We start from the raw sequence: 24,908 nt of genomic DNA, 5'->3' as shown, positions 1-24,908 counted from the left end.
GCAGGGGTCACGCCCCGTGCCAAACCGTCGTGATGTTGCAGAACTCGCGGATTCCGTGCCCGGACAGCTCACGCCCGTATCCGGACCGCTTGGCCCCGCCGAACGGGAACGCCGGATGGGAGGCGGTCATCCCGTTCACGTACACGCTGCCCGCCTCCAGGTCCCGGACGAACCGGTCGACCTCGCCCTCGTCGCGCGTCCACACGTTGGAACTCAGTCCGAACGGTGTGTCGTTGGCGATGAGTACGGCCTCGTCGAGATCGCCCGCGCGGTACAGCGTGGCGACAGGGCCGAACGCCTCCTCGCGGTGGATGCGCATCTCGCGGGTGATGCCTGCGAGGACGGTCGGCGGATAGTACCAGCCGGGCAGCTCGGGCCGGCGCAGCCGATGTCCGCCGCACAGCGCCGTGGCGCCGCTGCGTGTGGCATCGTCGACCAGTTCTTCCAGATCCGACCGTCCCTGCTCGGTCGAGAGCGGCCCGACCTCGGTGTCCTCCTCCATCGGGTCGCCGACCTTCAGTGCCTTCATGCCGGCCGTGAACCGCTCGGCGAAGGCGTCGTAGACATCGGTGTGCACGATGAACCGCTTGGCGGCGATGCACGACTGCCCGTTGTTCTGCACCCGCGCGGTGACCGCGACCTCGGCGGCCCGGCCGAGGTCGGCCGAGGGCATGACGACGTACGGGTCGCTGCCCCCCAGTTCCAGCACCGTCTTCTTGACCATGTCCCCGCAGACCGAGGCGACCGCCCGGCCCGCGGGCTCGCTCCCGGTGAGCGTGGCCGCCTTGACGCGCTCGTCGCGCAGGATCTCCTCGACCGCGCCTGAGCCGATCAGCAGCGTCTGGAACGTGCCCTCCGCGAAGCCCGCCCGGTGGAAGAGGTCCTCCAGATACAGCGCGGTCTGCGGCACGTTGGAGGCGTGCTTGAGCAGGCCGACGTTGCCCGCCATCAGCGCGGGCGCGGCGAAGCGCACCACCTGCCACAGCGGGAAGTTCCACGGCATCACCGCGAGCACCGGGCCGAGCGGGCGGTAGCGGATCCGGACCCGGGAGGCGCCGGAGTCGCGCACATCGGCGTCGCCGGGTTCCTCGTCGGCGAGGAGCGCCTCGGCGTGTCCGGCGTACCAGCGCATCGCCTTGGCACACTTGGCGGCCTCGGCGCGGGCCTGCTTGACCGGCTTGCCCATCTCGGTGGTCATCACCCGTGCGATGTCCCGCTGGTCCTCGTCCAGGAGGTCCGCGGCCCGGTTCAGCAGCCGCGCCCGCTCGTCGAACGTCGTCGTCCGGTACGTACGGAACGTGGCCTCGGCGAGCTGGAGGCGGCGCTCGATCTCCTCGGCGCCCATGGCCTCGTACGTCTTGAGTGTCTCGCCGTTCGCCGGGTTCACCGTTGCGATGGGCATGACTGACCTCCCTGGGTGCTGATGTGTTTCGACCTTCCCGCGCGTCGCCGGTGGCCGCAACGCGGCGGTTCAGCCCGAGTGCTCCGCCAGCCGGTCCAAAAACGCGCCCTGCGCCTTGACGATCACCTCCCGGGCACGGTCCAGGGCGAACCACGCCACTCGGTCGAGCTCGGGGAACTCCTCGGTCAGGCCCGACTTCGGGGGCCACTCCATCCGGAAGGTGCCGGGGGTGACGGTGTCCGGATCGAGGTCGGCCTCGATCGCCCACACGGTGACCCGCTTGCCGTTCGACTGGCGGGCCTCGCCGAGCGGTACGGCGTCACCGTCGGGCGGCGGCAGTCCGAGCTCCTCCTGGAACTCGCGCCGGGCCGCGTCCCAGGCGGTCTCCGACTCCGGTTCGTACTCGCCCTTCGGCACGCCCCACGCCCCCGCTTCGCGCCGCGCGAAGAAGGGGCCACCCATGTGGCCGAGCAGCACCTCCACGCCCTCGCCGGTCCGGCGGAACAGCAGCAGGCCCGCGCTGTACTTCACGGCTTCACCTCGGGATGGGCCGCCAGCAGGGTCTCCACGGTGTCCGCCTCCTCGGGGCGCTTGTCCTCCCGGTAGCGGACCACGCGGGCGAACCGCAGGGTGACGCCGGCCGGGTAGCGGGTGGACTTCTGCAGGCCGTCGTAGGCGATCTCGACGACGAGTTCGGGGCGTACGGTGACCACGTAGTCGCTCTCCTGTACCGCCAGCTCCTTCAGGCGCTTGGTCTGCCAGGTGAGCATCGCGTCGGTCATACCCTTGAAGGTCTTGCCGAGCATGGCGAAGGAGCCTTCGGCGGTGCGGGCGCCGAGGTGGAGGTTGGAGAGCTTGCCGGTGCGCCGGCCATGACCCCATTCGGCGGCCAGGACGACCAGGTCGAGGGTGTGCACCGGCTTGACCTTCAGCCAGGACGCGCCGCGCCGGCCCGCGCTGTAGGCGGCGTCCAGGGCCTTCACCACCACGCCCTCATGGCCGCGCTCCAGGGTCTCGGCCAGGAAGTCCTCGGCCCGCTGGACGTCCTCGGGGCCGGAGACCAGGGTGCGCCTCACCCGCATCGGCTCCGGGACGAGGCGGGCCAGTTCCGCGTGGCGGTCGGTGAAGGGGAGGTCGAGCAGGTCGTGGCCGTCGACGGAGAGCGCGTCGAAGAAGACGGGGCAGACAGGGACCGTGCGCGCCGCCGTCGCCACGTCCACCCGTGAGCCGACGCGGCCCGCGGTCTCCTGGAAGGAACGGGGTCGCCCCTCTTCGTCGAAGGCGATGACCTCGCCGTCCAGGATGAAGCGCTCGCCGTGCAACTCCATGGCCGCGGAGGTCAGTTCGGGCAGCCGGTCGGTGATGTCGTCGAGGGTGCGGGTGTAGACCCGTACGACATCGCCGTCCCGGTGGAGCTGGACGCGGATGCCGTCGAGCTTCTCCTCCACCGCGCAGGCGCCGAGCTTGTCGACCGCCTCGGAGACCGAGGACGCGCTGTGCGCGAGCATTGGCAGGACCGGGCGGCCCACGGTGAGCCGGAAGCGGTCGAGCGCGGCGGGGCCGTCGGCGAGCAGGGCCTCGGCCACCGTCTGGAGCGAGCCGGCCAGCATCACCGCCCGCCGTACGTCCGCCGCGGGAGCGCCGGTCGCCTCCGCCAGGCCCTCCACCGCCACCGCGTCCAGGGCGCCCTGCCGCACCTCGCCGGTGATCAGACCGAGCAGGAACCGCTGCTCGTCCGCCGTGGCAGCGCCCATCAACTCGCCCACCAGCCGGGCCCGTTCGGCCTGGGAACCGGCGCCGGACACCTTGCCGAGCTCGGTGAGCAGGGCATCGACCCCGGCCACCGTCAGGGTCGGTTCGGCGGCCGGGGCGACCGGACGGCTCAGCACCTTCCAACCGACGCCGAGCCGCCCCTGCGGCAACCGTCCCGCCAGATACGGGATGACGATCGGCACGTCCGCCGCCTCGGCGTCCCGGAACAGCTCCGCCAACAGGGCGACCTTCCGGGACCGCGCCGAGGCAGCGGCGACCTCCTGGGACACACGGGCCAGCCGGCTCAGCAGCATGCAGCCCATGGTGCACCCCGGGCGGCCGGTCTACACCCGGACGGCGGTGTCCAGGTCGGACATCAGCAGCTCCCCGTTCAGGGTGGCCGCCGCCCGGTAGCCGCCGGCGGCGGCGTTCACGACCTGCTCGGCGAACCCCATCGCATTGCCCGCCGCCCACACACCGGGCACGCTCGTCAGACCGGTCGGATCGACCACCGGATACGCGCCGAACGGTGTCTCGTTCAGCTCCGCGCCCAGCCGCTGGAGCAGATCCGTCTGCGGGACGGCCCGGGGCGCCACGAACAGCACCTCACGCGCGTGCGCCGAGCCGTCCGCGAGGCGTACGCCGGTGAGCCGGTCGTCCTCGACCAGCACCTCGGCGACCGTGCCGGGCACCACCCGCACCCCGGCCGCGGCCAGCCGGCGCAGATCGTCGTCCGACAGCTCGCTCTCGTCGACCTCGTGCAGGAAGAGCGTCACGTCCTTCGACCACTGGGAGACCATCAGCGCCTGGTGCACGCTGAGCGGGCTGGTCGCGAGCACCCCGAAGGCCTGGTCGCGCACCTCCCAGCCGTGGCAGTACGGGCAGTGCAGCGCGTCCCGCCCGAACCGCTCCGCGAGCCCCGGCACCTTTGGCAGCTCGTCCTTGAGGCCGGTGGCGATCACCAGCCGCCGGGCCCGGACGCTACGCCCGCTCTCCAGGACCACGGTGAAGTCCTCGTCCTTCGTGACGTCCACCGCCCGGTCCCGGACGAGCTCCACGCCGTACCGGGCGATCTCCTCCCGCCCGATCGCCAGGAACTCGGCAGGCGGCATCCCGTCCCGGGACAGAAAGCCCTGCATATGGGCGGAGGGCGCATTGCGCGGCTCGCCCGCGTCGACGACCAGGGTGCGGCGCCGGGCGCGGCCGAGGACCAGGGCGGCGGACAGGCCGGCAGCTCCGCCGCCGATCACGATCACTTCGTATGTCTCGGTCATGCCGCCACGGTCGCTCCGCACACGCGGGATTGACAAATGTCTTTGCCGAATCTGCAATACGAGCATGAGTACCGAAGAAGTCCTGGCAGGTGTCGGACCGAGGCTGAAGCAGATGCGTAAGGAGCGGGAGGTGACCCTTGCCGCGCTGTCCGAGGCCACCGGGATCTCGGTGAGCACGCTCTCCCGCCTGGAGTCCGGGCTGCGCAAGCCCAGCCTGGAGCTGCTGCTGCCGATCGCGCAGGCCCATCAGGTGCCGCTGGACGAACTGGTCGGCGCCCCCGCGGTCGGTGACCCCCGGGTGCGGGGCGGCAAGCCGATCGAGCGCTACGGCCGTACGCACTGGCCGCTCACCCGCCAGCCCGGCGGCCTCCAGGCCTTCAAGGTGCTCGAACCCCAGCGCAGGCTGGAGCCGGAACCGCGCACGCACGAGGGCTACGAGTGGCTGTACGTGCTCTCCGGGAAGCTGCGGCTGGTGCTCGGTGAGCACGACGTGGTGCTGACTGCGGGAGAGGCCGCCGAGTTCGACACCCGGGTGCCGCACTGGTTCGGGTCGACGGGGGAGGGGCCGGTGGAGTTCCTGAGCCTGTTCGGGCCTCAGGGGGAGCGGATGCATGTGCGGGCACGGCCCAAGGGGCGTGACCGGGAGGCGTGACCCATCTGACTGTTCCCTGATCGGCAAGCGACCGCTTAGTATGCGAACCGACCCCGGTCAGAAGACGCAGTCCGTGGAGGCCCGCATGCAGGCATGGCAAGTGCACGAGAACGGCGAGCCGAGCGAGGTGATGCGGCTCCAGGAGGTGGAGCGGCCCACGCCCGGCGACGGCCAGGTCCTGCTGAAGGTGCGCGCCGCCAACATCAACTTCCCGGACGTGCTGATGTGCCGGGGCCACTACCAGGTCAGGCCGCCGCTGCCGTTCACCCCGGGGGTGGAGATCTGCGGCGAGACCGAGGACGGCCGCCGCGTCATCGCCAACCCCGCGCTGCCGTACGGCGGTTTCGCCGAGTACGCCGTGGCCGATGCGGCCGCTCTTCTGCCCGCGCCCGACTCGCTGGACGACGCAGAGGCCGCCGCGCTGCACATCGGGTACCAGACGGGCTGGTTCGGCCTGCACCGGCGGGCCGGGCTCGAAGCCGGTGAGACGCTGCTCGTCCACGCTGCCGCCGGAGGGGTCGGCAGCGCGGCCGTGCAGCTCGGCAAGGCCGCCGGCGCCACCGTCATCGGTGTCGTCGGCGGCGCCGAGAAGGCCGCGGTCGCCCGGGAACTGGGCTGTGACGTGGTGATCGACCGGCGCGGCGAGGATGTCGTGGCCGCGGTCAAGGAGGCCACCGGCGGCCGGGGCGCCGATGTGATCTACGACCCCGTGGGCGGTGAGGCGTACACCCAGTCCACCAAGGTCGTCGCCTTCGAGGGCCGGATCGCGGTTGTCGGCTTCGCCAGCGGCACGATCCCCAGCCCGGGCCTGAACCACGCGCTGGTGAAGAACTACTCGATCGTCGGCCTGCACTGGGGCCTGTACAACACCAAGAACCCCAAGCTGGTCCAGCACTGCCACGAGCAGCTCACCGAACTGGCCGCCCGGGGTGCGATCAAGCCGCTGGTGAGCGAGCGCGTGCCCCTCGCGGAGGCCGCGGCCGCCGTGCAGCGGGTCGGCGAGGGTGTCACCACCGGCCGGATCGCCGTTCTGACGGAGGGAGCAGCATGACCGACGCCGCCGAACTGCGCAGCCTCACCCAGGAGTTCCTCGCCGCGCATCCGCCCGCCACCACCGAGCGGCTGGACTTCCTCAGGGCCCGCTTCGACGCGGGACTCGCCTGGGTGCACTACCCCGAGGGTCTCGGCGGCCTGGGCGCCCCGCGCTCCCTCCAGGCCGTCGTGGACGCCGAGTTGGAGGCGGTCGGCGCCCCGGACAACGATTCGCGCCGCAACGGCATCGGGCTCGGCATGGCCGCGCCGACGATCCTCAAGTACGGCACCGAGGAGCAGAAGCAGCGCTATCTGCGGCCCCTGTGGACCGGTGAGGAGGTCTGGTGCCAGCTGTTCAGCGAGCCCGGCGCCGGCTCCGACCTCGCCGCGCTCGGCACGCGGGCCGTCCGTGAGGGCGACGGCTGGGTGGTCAACGGGCAGAAAGTGTGGACGTCCGGCGCGCACAATTCCCGCTGGGCCATCCTCATCGCCCGTACCGACCCGGACGCGCCCAAGCACGCCGGCATCACCTACTTCCTGTGCGACATGACCGACCCCGGCGTCGAGGTGCGGCCGCTGCGCCAGATCACCGGCGAGGCCGAGTTCAACGAGGTCTTCCTCACCGACGTCCGCATCCCCGACTCCTGCCGCCTCGGCGCGGTCGGCGACGGCTGGCGGGTCGCGCAGACCACGCTGAACAACGAGCGCGTCGCCATCGGCGGTATGCGGCTGCCCCGCGAGGGCGGCATGATCAGCCCGGTCTCGAAGACCTGGCGTGAGCGCCCCGAACTGCGCACCCATGAACTCCACCAGCGCCTGCTGAAGCTGTGGGTCGACGCCGAGGTCGCCCGCCTGACCGGCGAGCGTCTGCGTCAGCAGCTCGTCCAGGGCCAGCCGGGACCCGAGGGCGCCGGCATGAAGCTCGGCTTCGCCCGCCTCAACCAGGAGATCAGCGGCCTTGAGGTCGAACTCCTCGGCGAGGAGGGTCTGTTGTACGAGGACTGGACCATGCGCCGCCCCGAGCTGGTGGACTTCGTCGGCCGCGACGCCGGCTACCGCTATCTGCGCTCCAAGGGCAACAGCATCGAGGGCGGGACCAGCGAGGTCCTGCTGAACATCGTCGCCGAGCGGGTCCTCGGCCTGCCCGCCGAGCCGCGCACCGACAAGGACGTCGCCTGGAAGGACCTCGCCCGATGAGCACACAGCCCGACCTGCTGTACTCGGAGGAGGAAGAGGCGCTGCGCGCCGCCGTCCGGGACCTGCTCGCCGACCACTGCGACGCGCCCGGCGTCATCGCCCGCACCGAGTCCGACACCCCGCACGACCTGGAAGCCTGGAAGGCGCTCGCCGACGGCATGGGCCTCGCGGGCCTCCTGGTCCCCGAGGAACACGGCGGCCAGGGCGCCACGCACCGCGAAGCCGCCGTGGTCCTGGAGGAGTTGGGCCGCGCGGTAGCCCCCGTGCCCTACCTCACCAGCGCGGTGGTCGCCACCGAGGCACTGCTGGCCTGCGACGCCTTCGACCTCCTCGCCGACCTCGCCACCGGCCGCCGCATCGGCGCCCTCGCCGTCGCCCTGAACGTGGCCACGGGCGGCGCCTTCAAGGTCGTACGCCATGAAGGCGGCTCTCTGCACGGGGAGTTGACCGGCGTCGCGGACGCGGCCGTCGCCGATGTGCTGCTCGTGCCCGCGGACGACGGCGGACTGTACGCCGTGGACGCCGACGCCGTGACCGTCACTCCGCAGGTGTCCCTGGACCTGACCCGGCCGGTGGCGACGGTGACCCTGAACGGCGCTTCCGGCCGACTGCTGGGTGACGCCGAGCCTGCCGTACGGCGGGCCCTGCTCGCCGGTGCCGGGCTGCTCGCCTCCGAGCAACTCGGTCTCGCCGACTGGACGTTGACCGAGACGGTCCGCTATCTGAAGGAGCGCAAGCAGTTCAACCGGCCCGTCGGCGGCTTCCAGGCGCTCAAGCACCGGCTCGCCCAGCTGTGGCTGGAGGTCGTCAACCTGCGTGCCGCCGCCCGGAACGCCGCCGACGCGCTGGCGACCGGCACGGACGCCGAAGTGGCGGTCGCCGTCGCCCAGGCGTACGCGGCGTCCGTCGCCGTCCATGCCGCCGAGGAGGCGCTGCAACTGCACGGCGGCATCGGGATGACCTGGGAGCATCCCGTCCATCTGTATCTGAAGCGGGCCAAGGCGGACTCGATCGCGTACGGCACGGCGGGCGCCCACCGGGCGGCGCTGGCCGAACTGGTCGACCTCCGGGCCCCCTGACGTACACCGGAGTTCACCAGGAAAAGCCCGCCCTGCCTGGGGCGGGCTTTTTCGTGCGGCTCGGCGGAAGGAGTGAACGGGTGACGGCAGTCCGGCCAACTCCTGGCATGTACAGGTTCCTTGAGGGCCGGACCGCCTCATACTCCCTGTGGTTCAGATCGGCCCACAGGGAGGCAGAACATGGCGCTCATCACTCGTCGCAGAGCCCTCACCACGGTCGGCGCCGCACTCGCGGGCGTCCTCGCCCCGCCCGTCGGCAGCGCGTTCGCCACCGAACAAAAGCACCGTCCCCGCCCGTTGTGGCGCGCCCACGCCCACAACGACTACGAGCACCCGCGCCCCCTCCTCGACGCCCTCGACCACCGCTTCGGCAGCCTGGAGGCCGACATCTTCCTCGTCGGCGACCAACTCCTGGTCGCCCACGACCCCGAGGACCTCGACCCCGCGCGCACCCTGGAGTCCCTCTACCTCGACCCGCTCGCCGCCCGCGTCAAGGCCAACCACGGCTCCGTGTACCGCGGTTACCGCAGGCCGCTCCAGCTGCTCATCGACATCAAGACCGAGGGCTCATCGACGTACCTCGAACTCGACCGGCACCTCAAGCGCTACAAGCACCTGTTCACCACCTACGCCCACGGCCGTGTCTTCCCGGGCCCGGTGACCGCCGTGATCTCCGGCGACCGCGCCGCCCGCGTCCCGATGCAGGCGCAGACCGTGCGCCGCGCCTTCTACGACGGCCGGCTCGCCGACCTCGGCAGCGCGGCCCCCGCCTCCTTCATCCCGCTGATCAGCGACAACTGGACGAACCACTTCAGCTGGCGGGGCGCCGGCGCCTTCCCCGACGCCGAGCGGCAGAAGCTCACGACGATCATGCAGGCGGCGCACTCCCGCGGGCAGCGGGTGCGGTTCTGGGCCACCCCGGACCTCCCGGGCCCGGAGCGCGACGCGCTGTGGACCGAACTCGTCGCCGCCGACGTCGACCACCTCAACACCGACGACCTGGCCGGCCTGCAAGCCTTCCTGGAGGCGAACGACCGGGCGTGACACCACACGTTCGGCGGACAGGTCAGCCGCCCGGACGAACCCTCCGCTACGCCACACTTACGGCCGAACGCCGTGAACCGGACGTGACGGCGTGGCGGAGGAGGTTGACGATGGCGATTTCCATCTCTGTGGTGCTGCTGCTCCTGATCCTTGCGGTGATCTTCCTGCGCAACGGCGGGTTGAAGATCTCCCACGCCCTGGTGTGCATGCTGCTCGGCTTCTACCTGGCCAGCACGAGCATCGCGCCCACCATCCAGAGCGGCCTCACGGCCACCGCCGACATCGTCAGCAGTCTGAGACCGTGAGGCCGTCGTGGTGCCGCGTCATGGGGTGGTGAAGACCCCGATTCCGTTGGGGACGGGGCGTTCCACCCCGCCCGAGGGGTGATTGCGGACCGTGACCGCCGAGGCCCCCGGAGCGCGGGCGACCAGGGTCGAGGACCCGCCACCGTCCAGGCTGAAGGCGTCTGCCGCACCCAACGTCCGCATGGTGGCCGCGATTTCGGCGATGGTCAGACCGCGGTAGGCCGATCCGCCGTCCAGCGAGAACAGCAGCACCTGCTTCCCCTCGCCCCCGATGCCGACGGCGCTGCGCACCGCCGAGGTGTTGTTGTCCAGGCCTGCCAGCGGCTGTCCGCCGACGAGCACCGGATACCCGCCGACCGCGAACCGGTACGCGACCTGTGAGGCGGCCACCACCAGCCGGTGCCGCACCTTCACCGGCTGACCGATGACGAACTTCCGCAGCTCCTGCGCCCCCGCCTCCCGGCCCACCAGCACGGTGGTCCCGGGTTCGATGACACCGCCGCCCGGGCTGTCGGCCGTCGACACCACCCGGCCGCCCCGGATCGTCACCTCATGGGTGTCCCCGCTGCACGGCGCGGCCCGGTCGGTGTCGGTGCCGCAGGTCGCGCGCACCCGGGAGACGACACCCCACTCGGAGGTGAACGCGCCTATGGAGTTCACCGGCAGCGCGTACTGGTTGAGCCCGCCGAGCTTCAGACTCCCGGTCGCCGTGCGGATCGAGCCGTCCAGCGCCATGTCGTCCAGCCGGGCCCGGCGGTCCACGCCCATGCCGATGACGTCCTCGGTGGAGGTGCCGGGCGGCAGCGCGGGCCCGAAACGCTGACCGTTCGGCACGGCCGCCTTGAGCGTACGGCCGCTCGCCACGGCCGGACCCACGCTCGCGCCGGTCGCCTCGACGCCCGGGTGCTGGGTCTCGGTGATGTTGAAGAAGTCGCCGTTCACCCCGGCGACGGCGCCCTGGGCGTCGGCCAGCCGGGAGACGGGCGCCCGCGCGGCCACCTTGCCCGGATACAGCAGGTCCAGGGTGACGTGCGGGTCGGTCAGGTCGACGCGCAGCAGATGGCCGTGCGCGGTGCCTCGGGCGCCTTGGATGTCGAACTGCTCGTAGACGACACCGGGGGCGATCCTGGTGCCGCCGGGAAGGCCGCTGGCCGGTGCCGCCCCCACCAGGGCGGTACCGGCCAGCGCGCCGAGTGCGGTGAGAAAGGTCAGTGCCGTTCTGCCTGCCGTGAACCGTTTCTGACGTAATGTCACAGTCCCCCCTGAGGGCTCGTCAACTGTCCCAGGACTCAGGGGAAGTGCATCAGATGGAGGCGGACGGCGGGGTGGCTATGCGCCGACGATGCGAGAACGGGTGAGGAAACGCACCCCCTCGGGTGCCTCCAGCGAGAAACCGCTGCCCCGGCCCTCGACGACGTCGACGATCAGCCGGGTGTGGCTCCACGCCGCGTACTGGCTGCGGGACATCCAGAAACTGACGGGCTCATCGACGCCGTCCACGTACAGCTCCGCGAGCAGCACGTCCGAGCCGCCGGTGCGGAACTCGCCCTTCAGGTAGCACATGGGCGCGCTGCCGTCGCAGCAGCCGCCGGACTGGTGGAACATCAGCGGGCCGTGCGCCGCGTGCAGCCGCCGCACCAGATCGGCCGCCGCGGGCGTGAGTTCGACGCGCGGGATCTCCTCGTACATGCCAACCATCCCCAGGGGAACCGGATCCGGGTCACGGACGGGCCAGGACACCACACCGGAGGTTGCGAGAGGGTTGCACTACGGCTGTGCGTACGGGGTGAAGTGGGCCGGTGTGTGGTCGACCGGCAGACCGGGGCGCCAGGCGGTGAGGGCCTGGGCGCTGCACACGAACAGCTCCTGCGGCAGCCGGTCCAGCGGATACCAGCGCCAGTCGCCGACCTTCTCGTCGGGCTGGTCGGCCGGCTCTCCGCGCCAGGCGGTGACCCGGGCGGCGACGGTGACCCGTACGACCCCGTCGACCTGGTCCAGGAGCGTGCCGAGGAGGCGTACGTCCGTCGGGCGGGCGGTCAGTCCGGTCTCCTCGGCCAGTTCGCGCACGACCGTCTCCTGGAACGACTCGCCGGGTTCCACCATGCCGCCCGGCAGCTCCCAGGTGCCGTGCCGGTGACGGCCGAGGAGCAGACCCCGGGGGCCGTGCAGGATCGCGCCGACACCGAGGGCCGTCTGGGGAACCGGCGGGAGGGGAGTGCGGGGTCGCGAGGAGACGCGGTGCGGGGGTGTCATCGGGCTCCTGACATGTGGAGGGGCAGAGCTTGTGGCAGATGGATCCTCCAACGAGACAGGTGACCTCTTCCAGCGCCCCAGCACGTGGGCCGTTCCCTTGACAGGAGGTCGGCAGTCGGGCTTTCTTAGATCAGTTGCGCATAGCGATACTGTTGTGCAGTTCGCAACACCGGGCTTCTGATTCCCTACACCGCGGAGTAGTGCTACAGATGACTCGCAAGCCACCTGCCGAGGACCCCGGCGACACGCGTCTGCGGGTCGGCCCGCCGAAGGAGTACGCCGCCGGTCTTCCCGCGGTCACCTCCTCGCTGCGGCACGCCGGCGAACAGATGGGGGCCCGCCGGGGCCTGCTCACACTGCTCCGGGTCAATCAGCAGGAGGGCTTCGACTGTCCCGGCTGCGCCTGGCCCGAGCCCGACCACCGGCACCGGGCGGAGTTCTGCGAGAACGGTGCCAAGGCCGTGGCCGAGGAGGCCACCGTACGGCGGGTCACCCCGGACTTCTTCGCCGAGCACACCCTGGAGGATCTGCTCCCCCGCAGCGATTACTGGCTCGGGCAGCAGGGACGCCTCACCCACCCCATGTACCGCCCGGCCGGCGCCGACCGCTACCGGCCGATCTCCTGGGACGACGCGTTCGCCGTGATCGCCCGCGAACTCGCCGCGCTCGACCACCCGGACCAGGCCGCCTTCTACACCTCCGGACGGGCGAGCAACGAGGCCGCGTTCCTCTACCAGCTCTTCGTCCGCGGCCTGGGCACCAACAACCTGCCGGACTGCTCCAACATGTGCCATGAGTCCAGCGGTTCGGCGCTGGTGGAGACCATCGGCATCGGCAAGGGCAGCGTCAGCCTGGAGGATCTCTACGAGGCCGACCTCATCCTCGTGGTCGGCCAGAACCCCGGCACCAACCACCCCCGCATGCTCTCCGCGCTGGAGAAGGCCAAGCGGCGGGGTGCTCGCGTCATCGCCGTCAACCCGCTGCCCGAGGCCGGGCTGCTGCGGTTCAAGAACCCGCAGAAGCCCTCCGGCGTCATCGGCGGCGGTACGCGGCTGGCGGACCAGTTCCTGCAGATCAGGCTGGGCGGCGACCAGGCCCTCTTCCAGGCCTTCAACCGCCTGCTGCTGGAGGCCGAGGACGAGACCCCCGGCACCCTGGACACCTCCTTCATCGAGCGCTGCACGCACGGCTTCGAGGAGTTCGCCGAGCACGCCCGCAAGGCGTCGTGGGACGAGATCCTGGCGGCCACCGGCCTGTCCGAAGAGGAGATCCGGGAAGCCTTCCGCCAGGTGCTCGCCGCCGAGAAGATCGTCGTCTGCTGGGCGATGGGACTCACCCAGCACAAACACTCCGTGCCCACCATCCGGGACGTCGTCAACTTCCTTCTGCTGCGTGGCAACATCGGCCGCCCGGGAGCCGGCCTCTGCCCGGTGCGCGGCCATTCCAACGTGCAGGGCGACCGCACGATGGGCATCTACGAGAAGCCGGACGGCGCGTTCCTGGACCGGCTCGGCGCCGAGTTCGCCTTCACGCCCCCGCGCCATCACGGGCACGACGCGGTCGACAGCATCCGCGCCATGCGCGACGGCGAAGTCAAGGTCTTCGTCGCGCTGGGCGGCAACTTCGTCGCCGCGGCCCCCGACACCGAGCTGACCGAGCAGGCGTTGCTCAGGTGCCGGCTCACCGTCCAGATCTCCACCAAGCTCAACCGCTCCCATGTCATCGCCGGGGAGCAGGCCCTCATCCTCCCCTGCCTCGGCCGCACCGAGGCCGATCTGCGGCCGAGCGGGCCCCAACTGGTCACGGTGGAGGACTCCATGGGTATGGTGCACCTCTCGCGGGGACGGCTCACGCCGGCGTCCGAGCACCTGCTGAGCGAGGTCGCGATCATCTGCCGGATGGCCTGGGCCACCCTCGGCGAAACCGGCCCGCAAGCTCCCTGGGACGACTTCGAGTCGGACTACGACCGCGTCCGCGACCGCATCGAACGCGTGATCCCCGGCTTCGAGGACTTCAACGCCCGCGTACGGCAGCCGGGCGGCTTCGCCCTGCCCCACCCGCCCCGCGACGAACGCCGGTTCACGACGGCCACCGGTCTGGCCAACTTCACCGTCAACCCGCTGGAGAGTCCCAAGGTCCCGCCGGGCCGGCTGCTGCTGCAGACACTGCGCTCCCACGACCAGTACAACACCACCATCTACGGCCTGGACGACCGTTACCGCGGGATCCACCAGGGACGCCGGGTGCTCTTCCTGCACCCCGACGACCTGACCGAGCGGGGCCTTTCCGAAGGGGACACGGTCGACATCGTCAGCGAGTACGAGGACGGCGTGGAGCGCCGGGCGCCGGCCTTCCGGGTCGTGCCGTACCCGACACCACGGGGCTGCTGCGCCGCCTACTTCCCCGAGACCAACGTCCTGGTGCCGCTGGACTCCACGGCCGCCGTCAGCAACACGCCCACGTCGAAGTCCGTCGTCGTCCGGCTGGAACCGGCCTGACCCGCAGGGAGGTGAGCTCGATGCGCGCAAGGGCATACGACCTCGCCCCGCTGGCCCGCTTCGGCGGTCTCCTCGCCACCGACCTCCGGGATGTGACCGACGATCCCGCGGCCCTGGACTCCTCGGGCTTCTGGGCCGTGGTCGCCGACTTCGAGGGGCGCCTGGTCTGCGCGCGCTTCGGGGACGTACGCCGTGCGCCCGTGCCCGCCCCCGAGCCCGGCGCGTGGCACGGCCCGGCCCCGGACGCCTGGACGTCGTCCCTCGACCGGGCCGCCTACCTGGCCGGCGTCCGGCGCATCCGCGAACACATCGCGGCCGGGGAGGTGTACCAGGCCAACCTGTGCCGGGTGCTGTCCGCAGCGCTGCCCGACCCGGAGCGCGCCGACGTCGACGCCCTCACCGCCTTGCTGGCGCGCGGCAATCCGGCGCCGTACGCGGGCACGGTGCGCCTCCCGGCACACGGCGTGGAGATCGCCACGGCCTCGCCCGAGCTCTTCCTGCGCCGTGCCGGCCGTACGGTGGAGTCCGGCCCCATCAAGGGCACCGGCCGGACCGCCGCGGACCTTCTGGAGAAGGACCACGCCGAGAACGTCATGATCGTGGACCTTGTCCGCAACGACCTGGGACGCGTTTGCGCCACCGGCTCCGTGACCGTCCCCGACCTGTGCGCAGTGGAGGAACACCCCGGTCTGGTGCACCTGGTGTCCACCGTGCGGGGCGCGCTCGCCGAACGCGCCGGATGGCCGCAACTGCTCGCCGCGGCCTTCCCGCCCGGGTCCGTCACCGGCGCCCCCAAGTCCAGCGCGATGCGCATCATCACGGCGCTGGAGACCGCGCCCCGCGGCCCGTACTGCGGTGGCGTCGGCTGGGTCGACGCCGACCGCGGCACGGGTGAACTCGCGGTCGGCATCCGCACCTTCTGGATCGACCGCACCGCACCCGTCGGCCCGGTGCTGCGCTTCGGTACGGGGGCCGGGATCACCTGGGACTCCGACCCCGGGCGTGAGTGGGCCGAGACGCAGCTGAAGGCGCGGCGACTGCTGACGGTGGCGTCCGGTGTGGACCGCAGCCGCCCCTCGGCGCCCTCCCGAGCAGGCCGGTGACGGTTTCGATCGCAACCGCGTCGCGATGTTGACCGCTCCATCGCTCCCCGTGTCGGTCTCCCATCCGATCCGGTGTGCCTGCCGGTCACGGTCGTGGTCGCCGACGCGTTCCCAACGAAAGGACCAGCCGATGAACGAAAGCCGCGAAAGGAGCGGGAGCCGAAGCCCTCCCGTCGGGACGGATCCGTCCGAACGTCCCGAGGCGCGCGGTGGTCCCCGGACCGACCTGGTCGTCTTCGGTGTCGCCGCGGTCCTCACCCTCGCCCTCGTCGTGTGGGGAGCCACAGCGACCGACACCCTGGAGAGCGTGTCCGGGAAGCTGCTGGACGGGACCATTCGCAACGGCGGCTGGGCCTTCGTCCTCGCCGCCTCGGGCTTCGTCGTCTTCGCCCTCTGGCTGGCGATGAGCAAGTACGGGCCATGGAGACCGCCATGGCCACCACCCTCTTCCACTGGACGCTGCACCCGTGGGCGATGTACGCGGTGGTGGGTCTGGCCATCGCCTACAGCACCTTCCGGCGCGGACGCCGGCAGTTGATCAGCGCCGTGTTCACCCCGCTGATCGGCGAGAAGCGGGCGAACGGCTGGGGCGGCAGGGTCATCGACATCCTCGCCATCTTCGCCACCCTCTTCGGCTCCGCGGCCTCCCTGGGTCTCGGCGCCCTGCAGATCGGCAGCGGCTTCACCGGACTGGGCTGGCTGGGATCCGTCGGCACCGGCCTGCTGGTCGCCGTGATCGCGGTGCTGACCGTGGCGTTCGTCGCCTCGGCGGTGTCCGGGATCGCCAAGGGCATCCAGTGGCTGTCCAACATCAACATGGTGCTGGCGGTGACCCTGGCGGTCTTCGTGTTCCTCGTCGGGCCGACCATCTTCATCCTCGACCTGCTGCCCACCTCCATCGGCGCCTTCCTCGGCGACCTGACCCAGATGGCCGGGCGTACCGAGGCGTCGAGCGGTGCGGGTGTCGCCGACTGGCTGGCCGGCTGGACGGTCTTCTACTGGCCTGGTGGATCTCCTGGACGCCCTTCGTCGGCATGTTCATCGCGCGCATCAGCCGCGGCCGGACCATCCGGCAGTTCGTCGGCGGAGTCATCCTGGTGCCCGGCACCGTCAGCCTGCTGTGGTTCGCCGTCTTCGGCGGCTCGGCGACGCACCTGCAGGACGAGAAGCGTCTCAGCGACGCCTCGACGGCCCAGGGCCAGCTCTTCGACGTGCTCCAGCAGTACCCGATCGCCACGGTGTCCAGCGTGGTGGTGATGATCCTCGTCGGGATCTTCTTCGTCTCCGGCGCCGACGCCGCCTCGATCGTCATGGGCACGCTCTCGCAGCGCGGATCCCTGGAACCGACCCGGGGCATCGTCGTCTTCTGGGGCGTACTGACCGGTGCGGTCGCCGCGATCATGCTGCTCATCGGCGGCGGCAAGGGAGACGCGCTCACCGGACTGCAGAACCTCACCATCCTCGCCGCGGCACCGTTCACCCTGGTGATGGTCGGACTGTGTGTCGCGCTCACCCGCGATCTGCGCCAGGACCCGCTCATCATCCGCGGGCGCAAGGGCAAGGAAGCCATCGAATCGGCCGTCATCGCCGGCCACGAGAAGTACGACGGCGACTTCGAACTCCGCATCGGTCCCTGCGCGCCCACCGACGGCACGGAGTTCGCGCAGTCCACGGAATCCGCCCAACCCGCGCAGCCCACCTCCTCCGCTCACTGAGAGCGGCGGCACCCGCGCCCGGCGGGGTCGTGGAACCGCCCTGTGCGGCCACGGCCCCACCGGGCGTTTCGCGCTGCTGGGCCACGATTCCTACCGGCTGAGGGAACCCTCGTCCCGCTGCTTGACCCCTGGTCGGCGCTCAACGATGCTGTGTTGCGACACGTGAGATGTGTGCCGTAATGAGCAACATCGATTCAAGTCTCGAACCAGCCGAGGAGTGGCCATGACGCACCAGGTCCGTGCTGTAGTCGCGCGGGGCAAGGGCGCCCCCGTCAGCCTGGAAACGATCATCGTGCCCGACCCGGGTCCGGGTGAGGCGCTGGTGAAGATCGAGGCCTGCGGGGTCTGCCACACCGATCTGCACTATCGCGAGGGCGGCATCAACGACGACTTCCCGTTCCTGCTGGGCCACGAGGCCGCGGGTGTCGTGGAGTCGGTGGGGGAGGGGGTCACCGATGTCGCGCCCGGCGACTTCGTGATCCTCAACTGGCGTGCGGTGTGCGGCCAGTGCCGTGCCTGTCAGCGCGGGGAGTCCTGGTACTGCTTCAACACCCACAATGCCAAGCAGAAGATGACCTTGCTGGATGGCACCGAGTTGTCGCCGGCCCTGGGCATCGGCGCCTTCGCGGAGAAGACGCTGGTCGCCGCCGGGCAGTGCACCAAGGTCGACCCGACCGCTTCGGCGGCCGCCGCCGGTCTGCTGGGGTGCGGCGTGATGGCGGGCATCGGCGCCGCCATCAACACCGGGAACGTCGGCCGGGGCGACTCGGTCGCCGTCATCGGCTGCGGCGGTGTCGGGGCCGCGGCGATCGCCGGGGCGAACCTCGCGGGCGCGGCGAAGGTCATCGCGGTCGACATCGACGACCGCAAGCTGGAGACGGCCTCGAAGCTGGGCGCGACCCACACCGTCAACTCCAAGGACGCCGACGCCGTCGAGGCGATCCGCGAGCTGACCGGCGGCTTCGGCGCCGACGTCGTCATCGAGGCGGTCGGCCGCCCGGAGACGTACAAGCAGGCCTTCTACGCCCGCGACCTCGCCGGCACCGTCGTTCTCGTCGGCGTCCCCACCCCGGAGATGAAGCTCGAACTGCCGCTGTTGGACGTCTTCGGACGCGGCGGCGCGCTGAAGTCCTCCTGGTACGGCGACTGTCTGCCCTCCCGTGACTTCCCGATGCTCATCGACCTCTACCTCCAGGGCCGCCTGGACCTGGACGCCTTCGTCACCGAGACCATCCAGCTCGACGAGGTCGAGAAGGCCTTCGAGCGGATGCACCACGGCGACGTCCTGCGCTCGGTGGTGGTCCTCTGATGGCCGCCCGCATCGAACACCTCGTCACCTCAGGCACGTTCTCGCTGGACGGCGGCACCTGGGACGTCGACAACAACGTGTGGATCGTCGGCGACGACACCGAGGCGATCGTCATCGACGCCGCGCACGACGCCGAGGCCATCCTCCAGGCCGTCGGCGGGCGCAGTCTGCGGGCCATCGTGTGCACGCACGCGCACAACGACCACATCGACGCCGCGCCCGAACTCGCGGCGCGCACCGGCGCCCCGGTCCTCCTCCACCCGGACGACCTGCCGCTGTGGAAGCAGACCCACCCCGACCGGGCGCCGGACGCCGAACTGACCGACGGCCAGGGCCTCATGGTGGCCGGCATCGAGCTGACGGTGCTGCACACGCCGGGCCATGCCCCCGGGGCGGTCTGCCTGTACGCACCGGCCCTGAAGGCGCTCTTCAGCGGCGACACCCTGTTCTCCGGCGGTCCGGGGGCGACAGGAAGGTCGTACAGCCATTTCCCGACCATCATCGACTCGATCCGGGACCGGCTGCTGACGCTGCCGGGAGACACCGTCGTGCACACCGGACACGGAGACACGACCACCCTCGCCGCCGAGGCCCCGCACCTCCAGGAGTGGATCGACCGCGGCTTCTGACGCCCACCGGCGACGCAGAGAGCCTGCGAACACGCCCGCCCTCGGCTCGCGGCCACCGCGAGCCGATGCGGCGGGCTGCTGTTGTTCTATATGAGTTGCGTTTTCTATGGCGCAACGAAATCAGCGACCCAGAGTGCCCTCTGAATGCCTTGACAAGGGTTCGGGGCGACCTCAGACTGATGTTGCGCTTACCGCAATCCGTTTCGTTATACGCACCGAGGTGTCATGATGATTCCCGCGTGCCGTCTCGAGGACCTTCCGCGAGGCGAGGCCCACCGGCTCGACATCGATCCGCCGGTTTCGGTGTTCCACACCGACGACGGCGAGCTCTTCGCCATCGACGACACCTGCACCCACCAGGACGCGTCGCTCGCCGACGGCTGGCTGGAGGGCCCCGAGGTGGAATGCCCGCTGCATGCTTCCAAGTTCGACCTGAGGACCGGCGCGGTCGACGCCCCGCCGGCCAAGCTCCCGGTCCGGACGCACGAGGTCGTCGTCGAGGACGGCATGATCTATGTCCGTCTGTCCACCGAGGCGCCCAACCTGCCGCCCTGCATCTCAGCCCGGCTCGCCGGGGGTCCCGCGTGAGGACCGTCGCCGTGGTCGGCGCCTCGCTGGCCGGACTGTCGGCGGCGCGCTCACTGCGCAAGCAGGGCTACGACGGCCGGCTGGTCGTCATCGGGGATGAACTCCACCGCCCGTACGACAGGCCCCCGCTGTCCAAGGAGTTCCTGGCCGGCACGCTCGGCGAGGCCGAACTCGCCCTGGAGACCGACGACGAGGACCTTCGGGCGGAGTGGCTGCTCGGCGTCCGCGCCAGCGGACTCGACCACGCGGCACGCACGCTGCGGCTCGCCGACGGACGGCAGGTGCAGGCCGACGGCGTCGTCATCGCGACGGGCGCCGCTGCACGCACGCTGCCCGGCTCCGAGGGCCTGGCCGGAGTGCACACCCTGCGCACCCTGGACGACGCCCGCGCCCTGCGCGACGAACTGGCCCGCGGCGGACGCCTGGTGGTGATCGGCGGAGGCTTCATCGGAGCCGAGGTCGCCTCCACCGCGTACGCCCTCGGACTCGACGTGACGGTCGTCGAGGCCGCCCCGACACCGCTCGCCGGACCGCTCGGCGAGACCATGGGCGCCGTCGTCTCCGCTCTCCACGCCGATCACGGCGTACGGCTGGAGTGCGGCGTGGGCGTCAAGGGGCTGAGCGGGGAGACCCGTGTCGACGCCGTCCTGCTGGAGGACGGCCGCAGCATCCCCGCCGACATCGTCGTGGTCGGGGTGGGCGCACGCCCGAACGTCGAGTGGCTGGAAGGTTCCGGCATCGCTCTCGAGAACGGCGTCAAGTGCGGCGCCGACGGCCGCACCAGCCTGGCCGGCGTCGTCGCGGTTGGTGACTGCGCCAACTGGTACGACCCGCGCGCGGGTTTCCACCGTCGCGTCGAGCACTGGACCGGCGCGCGGGAGCGGCCCGACGCCGCGATCGCCACGCTGCTGGCGGGCGGTGCGGTGGAACCAGGTGTGCCCCGGCCGCCGTACTTCTGGTCCGACCAGTACGGCGTGAAGATCCAGTTCGCCGGCCATGCGGCCGGGGCGGACAGCGTGACCATCGAGGCAGGCGCCGCGGACGACTGCGACGTCCTGGCCGTCTACCGGCGGGCCGGGGACCCGGTAGCCGTGCTCGGGATGAACCAGCCGCGGCTGTTCATGCGCTGGCGCAAGCAACTCGCCGCCACCGCGTCCTGATCACCGCCCGCATCCTGCCACCTCACATCTTGACACTGCCCCAGCGGCACCCCATGCTGCGGTTGCATATAGCACGCAGCGTTGCTCCATACACAACGCCGTCCGGAGTCGCTCTTCCCGGCGCGTGAATGACCCCTCCACGACGTTCTCCCGAGGAGTGCACCGTGACCTCGACCAGCCTGCCGGACAGCCTGATCGCCACCCTCCCCGGCTCCTCCTACACGGACCCGGAGTTCTTCGCCCAGGAGCAGGAACACATATTCGAGAACATGTGGTTCTGCGTCGCGCGGGCCTCCGAGCTGGCCAAGCCCGGCGCCTTTCGCACCGTCGACGTGGGCCGCGAGAGCATCCTCGTCACCCGGGCGAGGGACAACAGCATCCGCGCGTACTTCAACGTGTGCCGGCACCGCGGGGCCAAGCTCTGCACCGAGGAGACCGGCGAGGTCAAGCGGGCCTTCCAATGCCCGTACCACGCCTGGACGTACGACCTGAACGGCAAGCTCGTCGCCGCGCCCAACCTCACCAAGATGCCCGACGTGGGCCGGACCGAGTACGGCCTGGTGAGCGTGGCCGTGCGTGAATGGCTCGGCTATGTCTGGGTCTGCCTCGCGGAGAACCCGCCCTCCTTCGACGAGGACGTCATCGGTGAGGTCGTCGCCCGCCTCGGCGACGTCGAGTCGATCGAGCACTACGACATCGACAACCTCTCCGTCGGCAAGCGGATCGTCTACGACGTGAAGGCCAACTGGAAGCTCATCATCGAGAACTTCATGGAGTGCTACCACTGCGCCACGATCCACCCCGAACTCACGGAGGTGCTCCCGGAGTTCGCTGACGGTTACGCCGCCCAGTACTACGTCGGCCACGGTGCCGAGTTCGGCGACGAGGTCCAGGGCTTCACCGTCGACGGCTCCGAAGGGCTGGACCGCATTCCCGGGGTGGCGGACGACCAGGACCGCCGCTACTACGCGATCACCGTCAAGCCCCAGGTGTTCATCAATCTCGTGCCCGACCACGTGATCTTTCACCGGATGTACCCGGTCTCCGTGGACCGCACGATCGTCGAGTGCGACTGGCTGTACCTCCCGCACGTCGTCGAGAGCGGCAAGGACGTCAGCCGGTCCGTGGAACTCTTCCACCGCGTCAACCAGCAGGACTTCGACGCCTGCGAGCGCACGCAGCCCGGAATGAGCTCCCGGATGTACGCCAAGGGTGGCGTGCTGGTGCCCAGCGAGCACCACATCGGCGCGTTCCACGACTGGGTGAACGAGCGCCTGGGCATCCCTCAGGCCTGACTCAGCCCAGGTAGCCCATCCGGTGGCTGATCTCCTCGGCGCCCTTGAGGAGCACCGGGGAGAGCTCGTGCAGGCGCTCCTCGGTGAACCGGTATCCGGGCCCGGAGGCGCTGAGCGCCGCGATGACCTCGCCGTCCCGGTTACGGACCGGGGCGGCCATCGCGTGCAGACCGACCTCCAACTCCTCCAGGGTGAAGGCGTAGCCCCGCTCCCGCGCCTCGGTGAGGTTCTTCTCCAGCTTGGTCTTCGCGGTGATGGTGTGCGGGGTGACCTTCTTCATACCTGCCGCGGAGAGCAGCGCGGCGCGCTCCTTGGTGGGAAGGTACGCCAGCAGGATCTTGCCGCTGGAGGTGGCGTGCAGGGGAGTCAGCTGACCGACCCAGTTGTGCGCGGTGATGGCTCCCGGGCCGCGCACCTGGTACAGGTTGATCGCGTAGTGCTCCTGCATCACGGCGATGTTGACGGTCTCGCCGATCTCCTCCGCGAGGCGCTCGCAGACCGGACGGCCCTGCTGGGTGATGTCGATACGGCCCGTGACCGCGCCGGCCAGCCGAACGATGCCGAAGCCGAGCCGGTACTTGCCGCGCTCACCGGCCTGCTCCACCAGACCGCGCGCCTCCAGGGCGCCGAGCAGCCGGAAGGCGGTCGACTTGTGGACGTCGATCTCACCCGCGACCTCACTGACGCCCGCCTCGCCACGCTGGGCGAGGATCTCCAGGACGCTGATGGCGCGGTCCACCGACTGCACGCCGCCGGCATGTGAATTCGACGTTTCTGTGTCAGGGCTGTAGTTGCTCACAGTGAAACTATACGCGTAGTAAACAACGCCACTGCAAGTAACGCGAGGGAAATCAAGATCCTGAAGTTGCGCTGTTCGCAACCTGGTGCGTATAACGCGACCGGGTTTAGCATGCCTCGCATATCTACAGCGCGAGCGAGACGAGGCATCATGGCTCCTGTGCAGTACGACTTCGTCATCGTCGGTGGCGGTTCGGCCGGCAGTGCACTGGCGAACCGGCTTTCCGCGGACCCGGCCAACCGGGTGCTGGTCCTGGAGGCGGGGCGGTCGGACTATCCGTGGGATGTCTTCATCCACATGCCCGCGGCGCTGACCTACCCCATCGGCAGCCGGTTCTACGACTGGAAGTACGAGTCCGAGCCCGAGCCCCACATGGGCGGCCGGCGCGTCTACCACGCGCGCGGCAAGGTGCTGGGCGGTTCCAGCAGCATCAACGGCATGATCTTCCAGCGCGGCAACCCCATGGACTACGAGCGCTGGGCCGCCGACCCCGGTATGGAGGCCTGGGACTACGCGCACTGTCTGCCGTACTTCCGGCGGATGGAGAACTGTCTGGCGGCCGACCCCGACGACGAGTTCCGCGGCCATGACGGCCCGCTCGTGCTCGAACGCGGTCCGGCCACCAACCCCCTCTTCGGCGCCTTCCTCAAGGCCACCCAGGAGGCGGGCTACGCGCCCACCGACGACGTCAACGGCTATCGGCAGGAAGGTTTCGCCCAGTTCGACCGAAATGTCCATCGTGGACGTCGGCTGTCGGCCTCGAAGGCGTACCTCAAGCCCGCGATGAAGCGGCCGAACCTCACCGTCAGGACCCGCGCCCTCGTCACCCGCGTCCTCTTCGAGGGCAAGCGCGCCGTCGGCGTCGAGTTCCAGCGCGGCAAGGGCGCCCTGCAGCAGGTCCGCGCCAAAGAGGTCATCCTGTGCGGCGGCGCGATCAACTCCCCGCAGCTGCTTCAGCTCTCCGGCGTCGGCAACGCCGAGGAACTGCGCGCGCTCGGCATCGACGTCGTCCACGACCTCCCCGGCGTCGGCGAGAACATGCAGGACCACCTGGAGGTGTACATCCAGTACGCCTGCAAGCAACCCGTCTCCATGCAGCCGTACCTGGCGAAGTGGCGCGCTCCGTTCATCGGCCTGCAGTGGCTGTTCAGGAAGGGCCCGGCCGCGACCAACCACTTCGAGGCCGGTGGCTTCGCCCGCAGCAACGAGGACGTGGACTACCCCAACCTGATGTTCCACTTCCTGCCCATCGCGGTCCGCTACGACGGCTCCGTGCCCGCGGGCGGACACGGCTACCAGGTGCACGTCGGCCCCATGTACTCCGACGCCATCGGCTCCGTGAAGATCAAGAGCAGGGACCCGCGCGAGCACCCCGCGCTGCGCTTCAACTACCTCTCCACCGAGCAGGACCGCCGCGAGTGGGTCGAGGCCATCCGCGTCGCGCGCAAGCTCCTCAACCAGCCCGCGCTCGCCCCCTACAACAACGGCGAGGTCTCGCCCGGCCCGTCCGTGGAGACGGACGAGGAGATCCTCGCCTGGGTCGCCAAGGACGGCGAGACCGCCCTGCACCCGTCCTGCACCTGCAAGATGGGCACCGACGAGATGTCCGTCGTCGACCCCACCAGCATGCGGGTGCACGGCGTGGAGGGCCTGCGCGTGGTCGACGCGTCGGTGATGCCGTACGTCACCAACGGCAACATCTACGCCCCGGTGATGATGGTCGCCGAGAAAGCCGCCGACCTCATCCTCGGCAAGGAGCCGCTGGCGCCGTCGAAGGCCGCGTACTACCGCCACCGTGACGCCGCGAAGCAGGCGGAGTAGG

General features: G+C 70.5%; 21 protein-coding genes and 2 pseudogenes. 15 read left to right on the top strand and 8 right to left on the bottom strand.

The features are described 5' to 3' along the window. Positions 1-7: 7 nt before the first annotated feature. From H4N64_RS13635 to H4N64_RS13620, 4 genes are all read right to left on the bottom strand, one after another. On the bottom strand, positions 8-1,402 hold the full coding sequence (locus H4N64_RS13635) for an NADP-dependent succinic semialdehyde dehydrogenase (protein ID WP_186282544.1): 1,395 nt from the start codon (positions 1,400-1,402) through the stop codon (positions 8-10). A 69-nt stretch (positions 1,403-1,471) separates the two neighbouring features. Next, positions 1,472-1,933, bottom strand: a complete 462-nt coding sequence (locus H4N64_RS13630; RefSeq protein WP_186282543.1) for an NUDIX domain-containing protein — start codon at positions 1,931-1,933, stop codon at positions 1,472-1,474. Beyond that, the gene (locus H4N64_RS13625; protein ID WP_186282542.1) at positions 1,930-3,468 is read right to left on the bottom strand and encodes an ATP-dependent DNA ligase; all 1,539 of its coding nucleotides are present in this window, start codon (positions 3,466-3,468) and stop codon (positions 1,930-1,932) included. Before H4N64_RS13625 ends, H4N64_RS13630 begins: the two co-directional genes overlap by 4 nt. A 30-nt stretch (positions 3,469-3,498) precedes the next feature. Beyond that, complete coding sequence (locus tag H4N64_RS13620) at positions 3,499-4,428, bottom strand: NAD(P)/FAD-dependent oxidoreductase (protein ID WP_186282541.1); 930 nt, start codon at positions 4,426-4,428, stop codon at positions 3,499-3,501. A 64-nt stretch (positions 4,429-4,492) separates the two neighbouring features. On the opposite strand from H4N64_RS13620, the gene H4N64_RS13615 reads away from it, so the two are divergent. The 6 genes from H4N64_RS13615 to H4N64_RS13590 all read left to right on the top strand — a co-directional run bounded on the left by H4N64_RS13615 (position 4,493) and on the right by H4N64_RS13590 (position 9,737). Continuing rightward, positions 4,493-5,080: a helix-turn-helix domain-containing protein gene (locus H4N64_RS13615; protein ID WP_186282540.1), complete on the top strand. Its 588-nt coding sequence runs from the start codon at positions 4,493-4,495 to the stop codon at positions 5,078-5,080. 85 nt (positions 5,081-5,165) lie between these two features. Further along, the gene (locus H4N64_RS13610; RefSeq protein ID WP_186282539.1) at positions 5,166-6,131 is read left to right on the top strand and encodes an NADPH:quinone oxidoreductase family protein; all 966 of its coding nucleotides are present in this window, start codon (positions 5,166-5,168) and stop codon (positions 6,129-6,131) included. After that, complete coding sequence (locus H4N64_RS13605) at positions 6,128-7,309, top strand: acyl-CoA dehydrogenase family protein (protein ID WP_186282538.1); 1,182 nt, start codon at positions 6,128-6,130, stop codon at positions 7,307-7,309. The genes H4N64_RS13610 and H4N64_RS13605 overlap by 4 nt, the downstream gene beginning before the upstream one ends. Beyond that, entirely contained in the window at positions 7,306-8,388 is a 1,083-nt protein-coding gene (locus tag H4N64_RS13600) for an acyl-CoA dehydrogenase family protein (RefSeq protein ID WP_186282537.1), read from the top strand. The genes H4N64_RS13605 and H4N64_RS13600 overlap by 4 nt, the downstream gene beginning before the upstream one ends. Positions 8,389-8,568: 180 nt before the next feature. Beyond that, positions 8,569-9,432 carry a phosphatidylinositol-specific phospholipase C/glycerophosphodiester phosphodiesterase family protein gene (locus H4N64_RS13595; RefSeq protein WP_186282536.1) on the top strand — a complete coding sequence of 288 codons (864 nt, stop codon included), beginning with the start codon at positions 8,569-8,571 and terminating at the stop codon, positions 9,430-9,432. A 110-nt stretch (positions 9,433-9,542) separates the two neighbouring features. Continuing rightward, positions 9,543-9,737 carry a hypothetical protein gene (locus H4N64_RS13590; RefSeq protein WP_186282535.1) on the top strand — a complete coding sequence of 65 codons (195 nt, stop codon included), beginning with the start codon at positions 9,543-9,545 and terminating at the stop codon, positions 9,735-9,737. 18 nt (positions 9,738-9,755) lie between these two features. Here H4N64_RS13590 and H4N64_RS13585 read toward each other — a convergent pair whose 3' ends face one another. The 3 genes and pseudogenes from H4N64_RS13585 to H4N64_RS13575 all read right to left on the bottom strand — a co-directional run. Further along, positions 9,756-10,991 carry a phosphodiester glycosidase family protein gene (locus H4N64_RS13585; protein WP_186282534.1) on the bottom strand — a complete coding sequence of 412 codons (1,236 nt, stop codon included), beginning with the start codon at positions 10,989-10,991 and terminating at the stop codon, positions 9,756-9,758. 75 nt (positions 10,992-11,066) lie between these two features. Then, positions 11,067-11,426 carry a DUF779 domain-containing protein gene (locus H4N64_RS13580; RefSeq protein WP_186282533.1) on the bottom strand — a complete coding sequence of 120 codons (360 nt, stop codon included), beginning with the start codon at positions 11,424-11,426 and terminating at the stop codon, positions 11,067-11,069. Between the two features lie 78 nt (positions 11,427-11,504). Beyond that, positions 11,505-11,987, bottom strand: a pseudogene (locus H4N64_RS13575) (NUDIX domain-containing protein); the annotation flags it as partial. A gap of 212 nt (positions 11,988-12,199) precedes the next feature. Between H4N64_RS13575 and H4N64_RS13570 the strand changes: the two are divergent. The 8 genes and pseudogenes from H4N64_RS13570 to H4N64_RS13535 all read left to right on the top strand — a co-directional run bounded on the left by H4N64_RS13570 (position 12,200) and on the right by H4N64_RS13535 (position 22,287). Continuing rightward, positions 12,200-14,488, top strand: a complete 2,289-nt coding sequence (locus H4N64_RS13570) for an FdhF/YdeP family oxidoreductase (RefSeq protein WP_186282531.1) — start codon at positions 12,200-12,202, stop codon at positions 14,486-14,488. 20 nt (positions 14,489-14,508) lie between these two features. Further along, positions 14,509-15,591, top strand: a complete 1,083-nt coding sequence (locus H4N64_RS13565) for a chorismate-binding protein (RefSeq protein ID WP_186282530.1) — start codon at positions 14,509-14,511, stop codon at positions 15,589-15,591. A 130-nt stretch (positions 15,592-15,721) separates the two neighbouring features. After that, positions 15,722-17,306: pseudogene (locus H4N64_RS13560) on the top strand (BCCT family transporter). 223 nt (positions 17,307-17,529) lie between these two features. Continuing rightward, complete coding sequence (locus H4N64_RS13555; protein WP_186282529.1) at positions 17,530-18,615, top strand: S-(hydroxymethyl)mycothiol dehydrogenase; 1,086 nt, start codon at positions 17,530-17,532, stop codon at positions 18,613-18,615. Then, positions 18,615-19,244 (top strand): MBL fold metallo-hydrolase, encoded by a 630-nt coding sequence (locus H4N64_RS13550; RefSeq protein ID WP_186282528.1) that lies wholly within the window; start codon positions 18,615-18,617, stop codon positions 19,242-19,244. The genes H4N64_RS13555 and H4N64_RS13550 overlap by 1 nt, the downstream gene beginning before the upstream one ends. Before the next feature lie 225 nt (positions 19,245-19,469). Further along, positions 19,470-19,832 carry a bifunctional 3-phenylpropionate/cinnamic acid dioxygenase ferredoxin subunit gene (locus H4N64_RS13545; RefSeq protein WP_186282527.1) on the top strand — a complete coding sequence of 121 codons (363 nt, stop codon included), beginning with the start codon at positions 19,470-19,472 and terminating at the stop codon, positions 19,830-19,832. Continuing rightward, on the top strand, positions 19,829-20,992 hold the full coding sequence (locus H4N64_RS13540) for an FAD-dependent oxidoreductase (RefSeq protein ID WP_186282526.1): 1,164 nt from the start codon (positions 19,829-19,831) through the stop codon (positions 20,990-20,992). The genes H4N64_RS13545 and H4N64_RS13540 overlap by 4 nt, the downstream gene beginning before the upstream one ends. A gap of 164 nt (positions 20,993-21,156) precedes the next feature. After that, positions 21,157-22,287, top strand: coding sequence for an SRPBCC family protein (locus H4N64_RS13535; RefSeq protein WP_186282525.1), 1,131 nt, complete (start codon positions 21,157-21,159; stop codon positions 22,285-22,287). A 1-nt stretch (position 22,288) separates the two neighbouring features. Here the strand turns inward: H4N64_RS13535 and H4N64_RS13530 are convergent, their stop codons facing one another. Next, positions 22,289-23,035: an IclR family transcriptional regulator domain-containing protein gene (locus tag H4N64_RS13530; protein WP_186282671.1), complete on the bottom strand. Its 747-nt coding sequence runs from the start codon at positions 23,033-23,035 to the stop codon at positions 22,289-22,291. A gap of 201 nt (positions 23,036-23,236) precedes the next feature. On the opposite strand from H4N64_RS13530, the gene betA reads away from it, so the two are divergent. Next, positions 23,237-24,907, top strand: a complete 1,671-nt coding sequence (gene betA / locus H4N64_RS13525) for a choline dehydrogenase (protein ID WP_186282524.1) — start codon at positions 23,237-23,239, stop codon at positions 24,905-24,907. Position 24,908: the final 1 nt, after the last annotated feature.

Origin of the sequence: Streptomyces cupreus, assembly GCF_014257025.1 — a bacterium.
Lineage (GTDB): Bacteria > Actinomycetota > Actinomycetes > Streptomycetales > Streptomycetaceae > Streptomyces > Streptomyces cupreus.
This window is presented reverse-complemented; position numbering and strand designations above follow the sequence as displayed.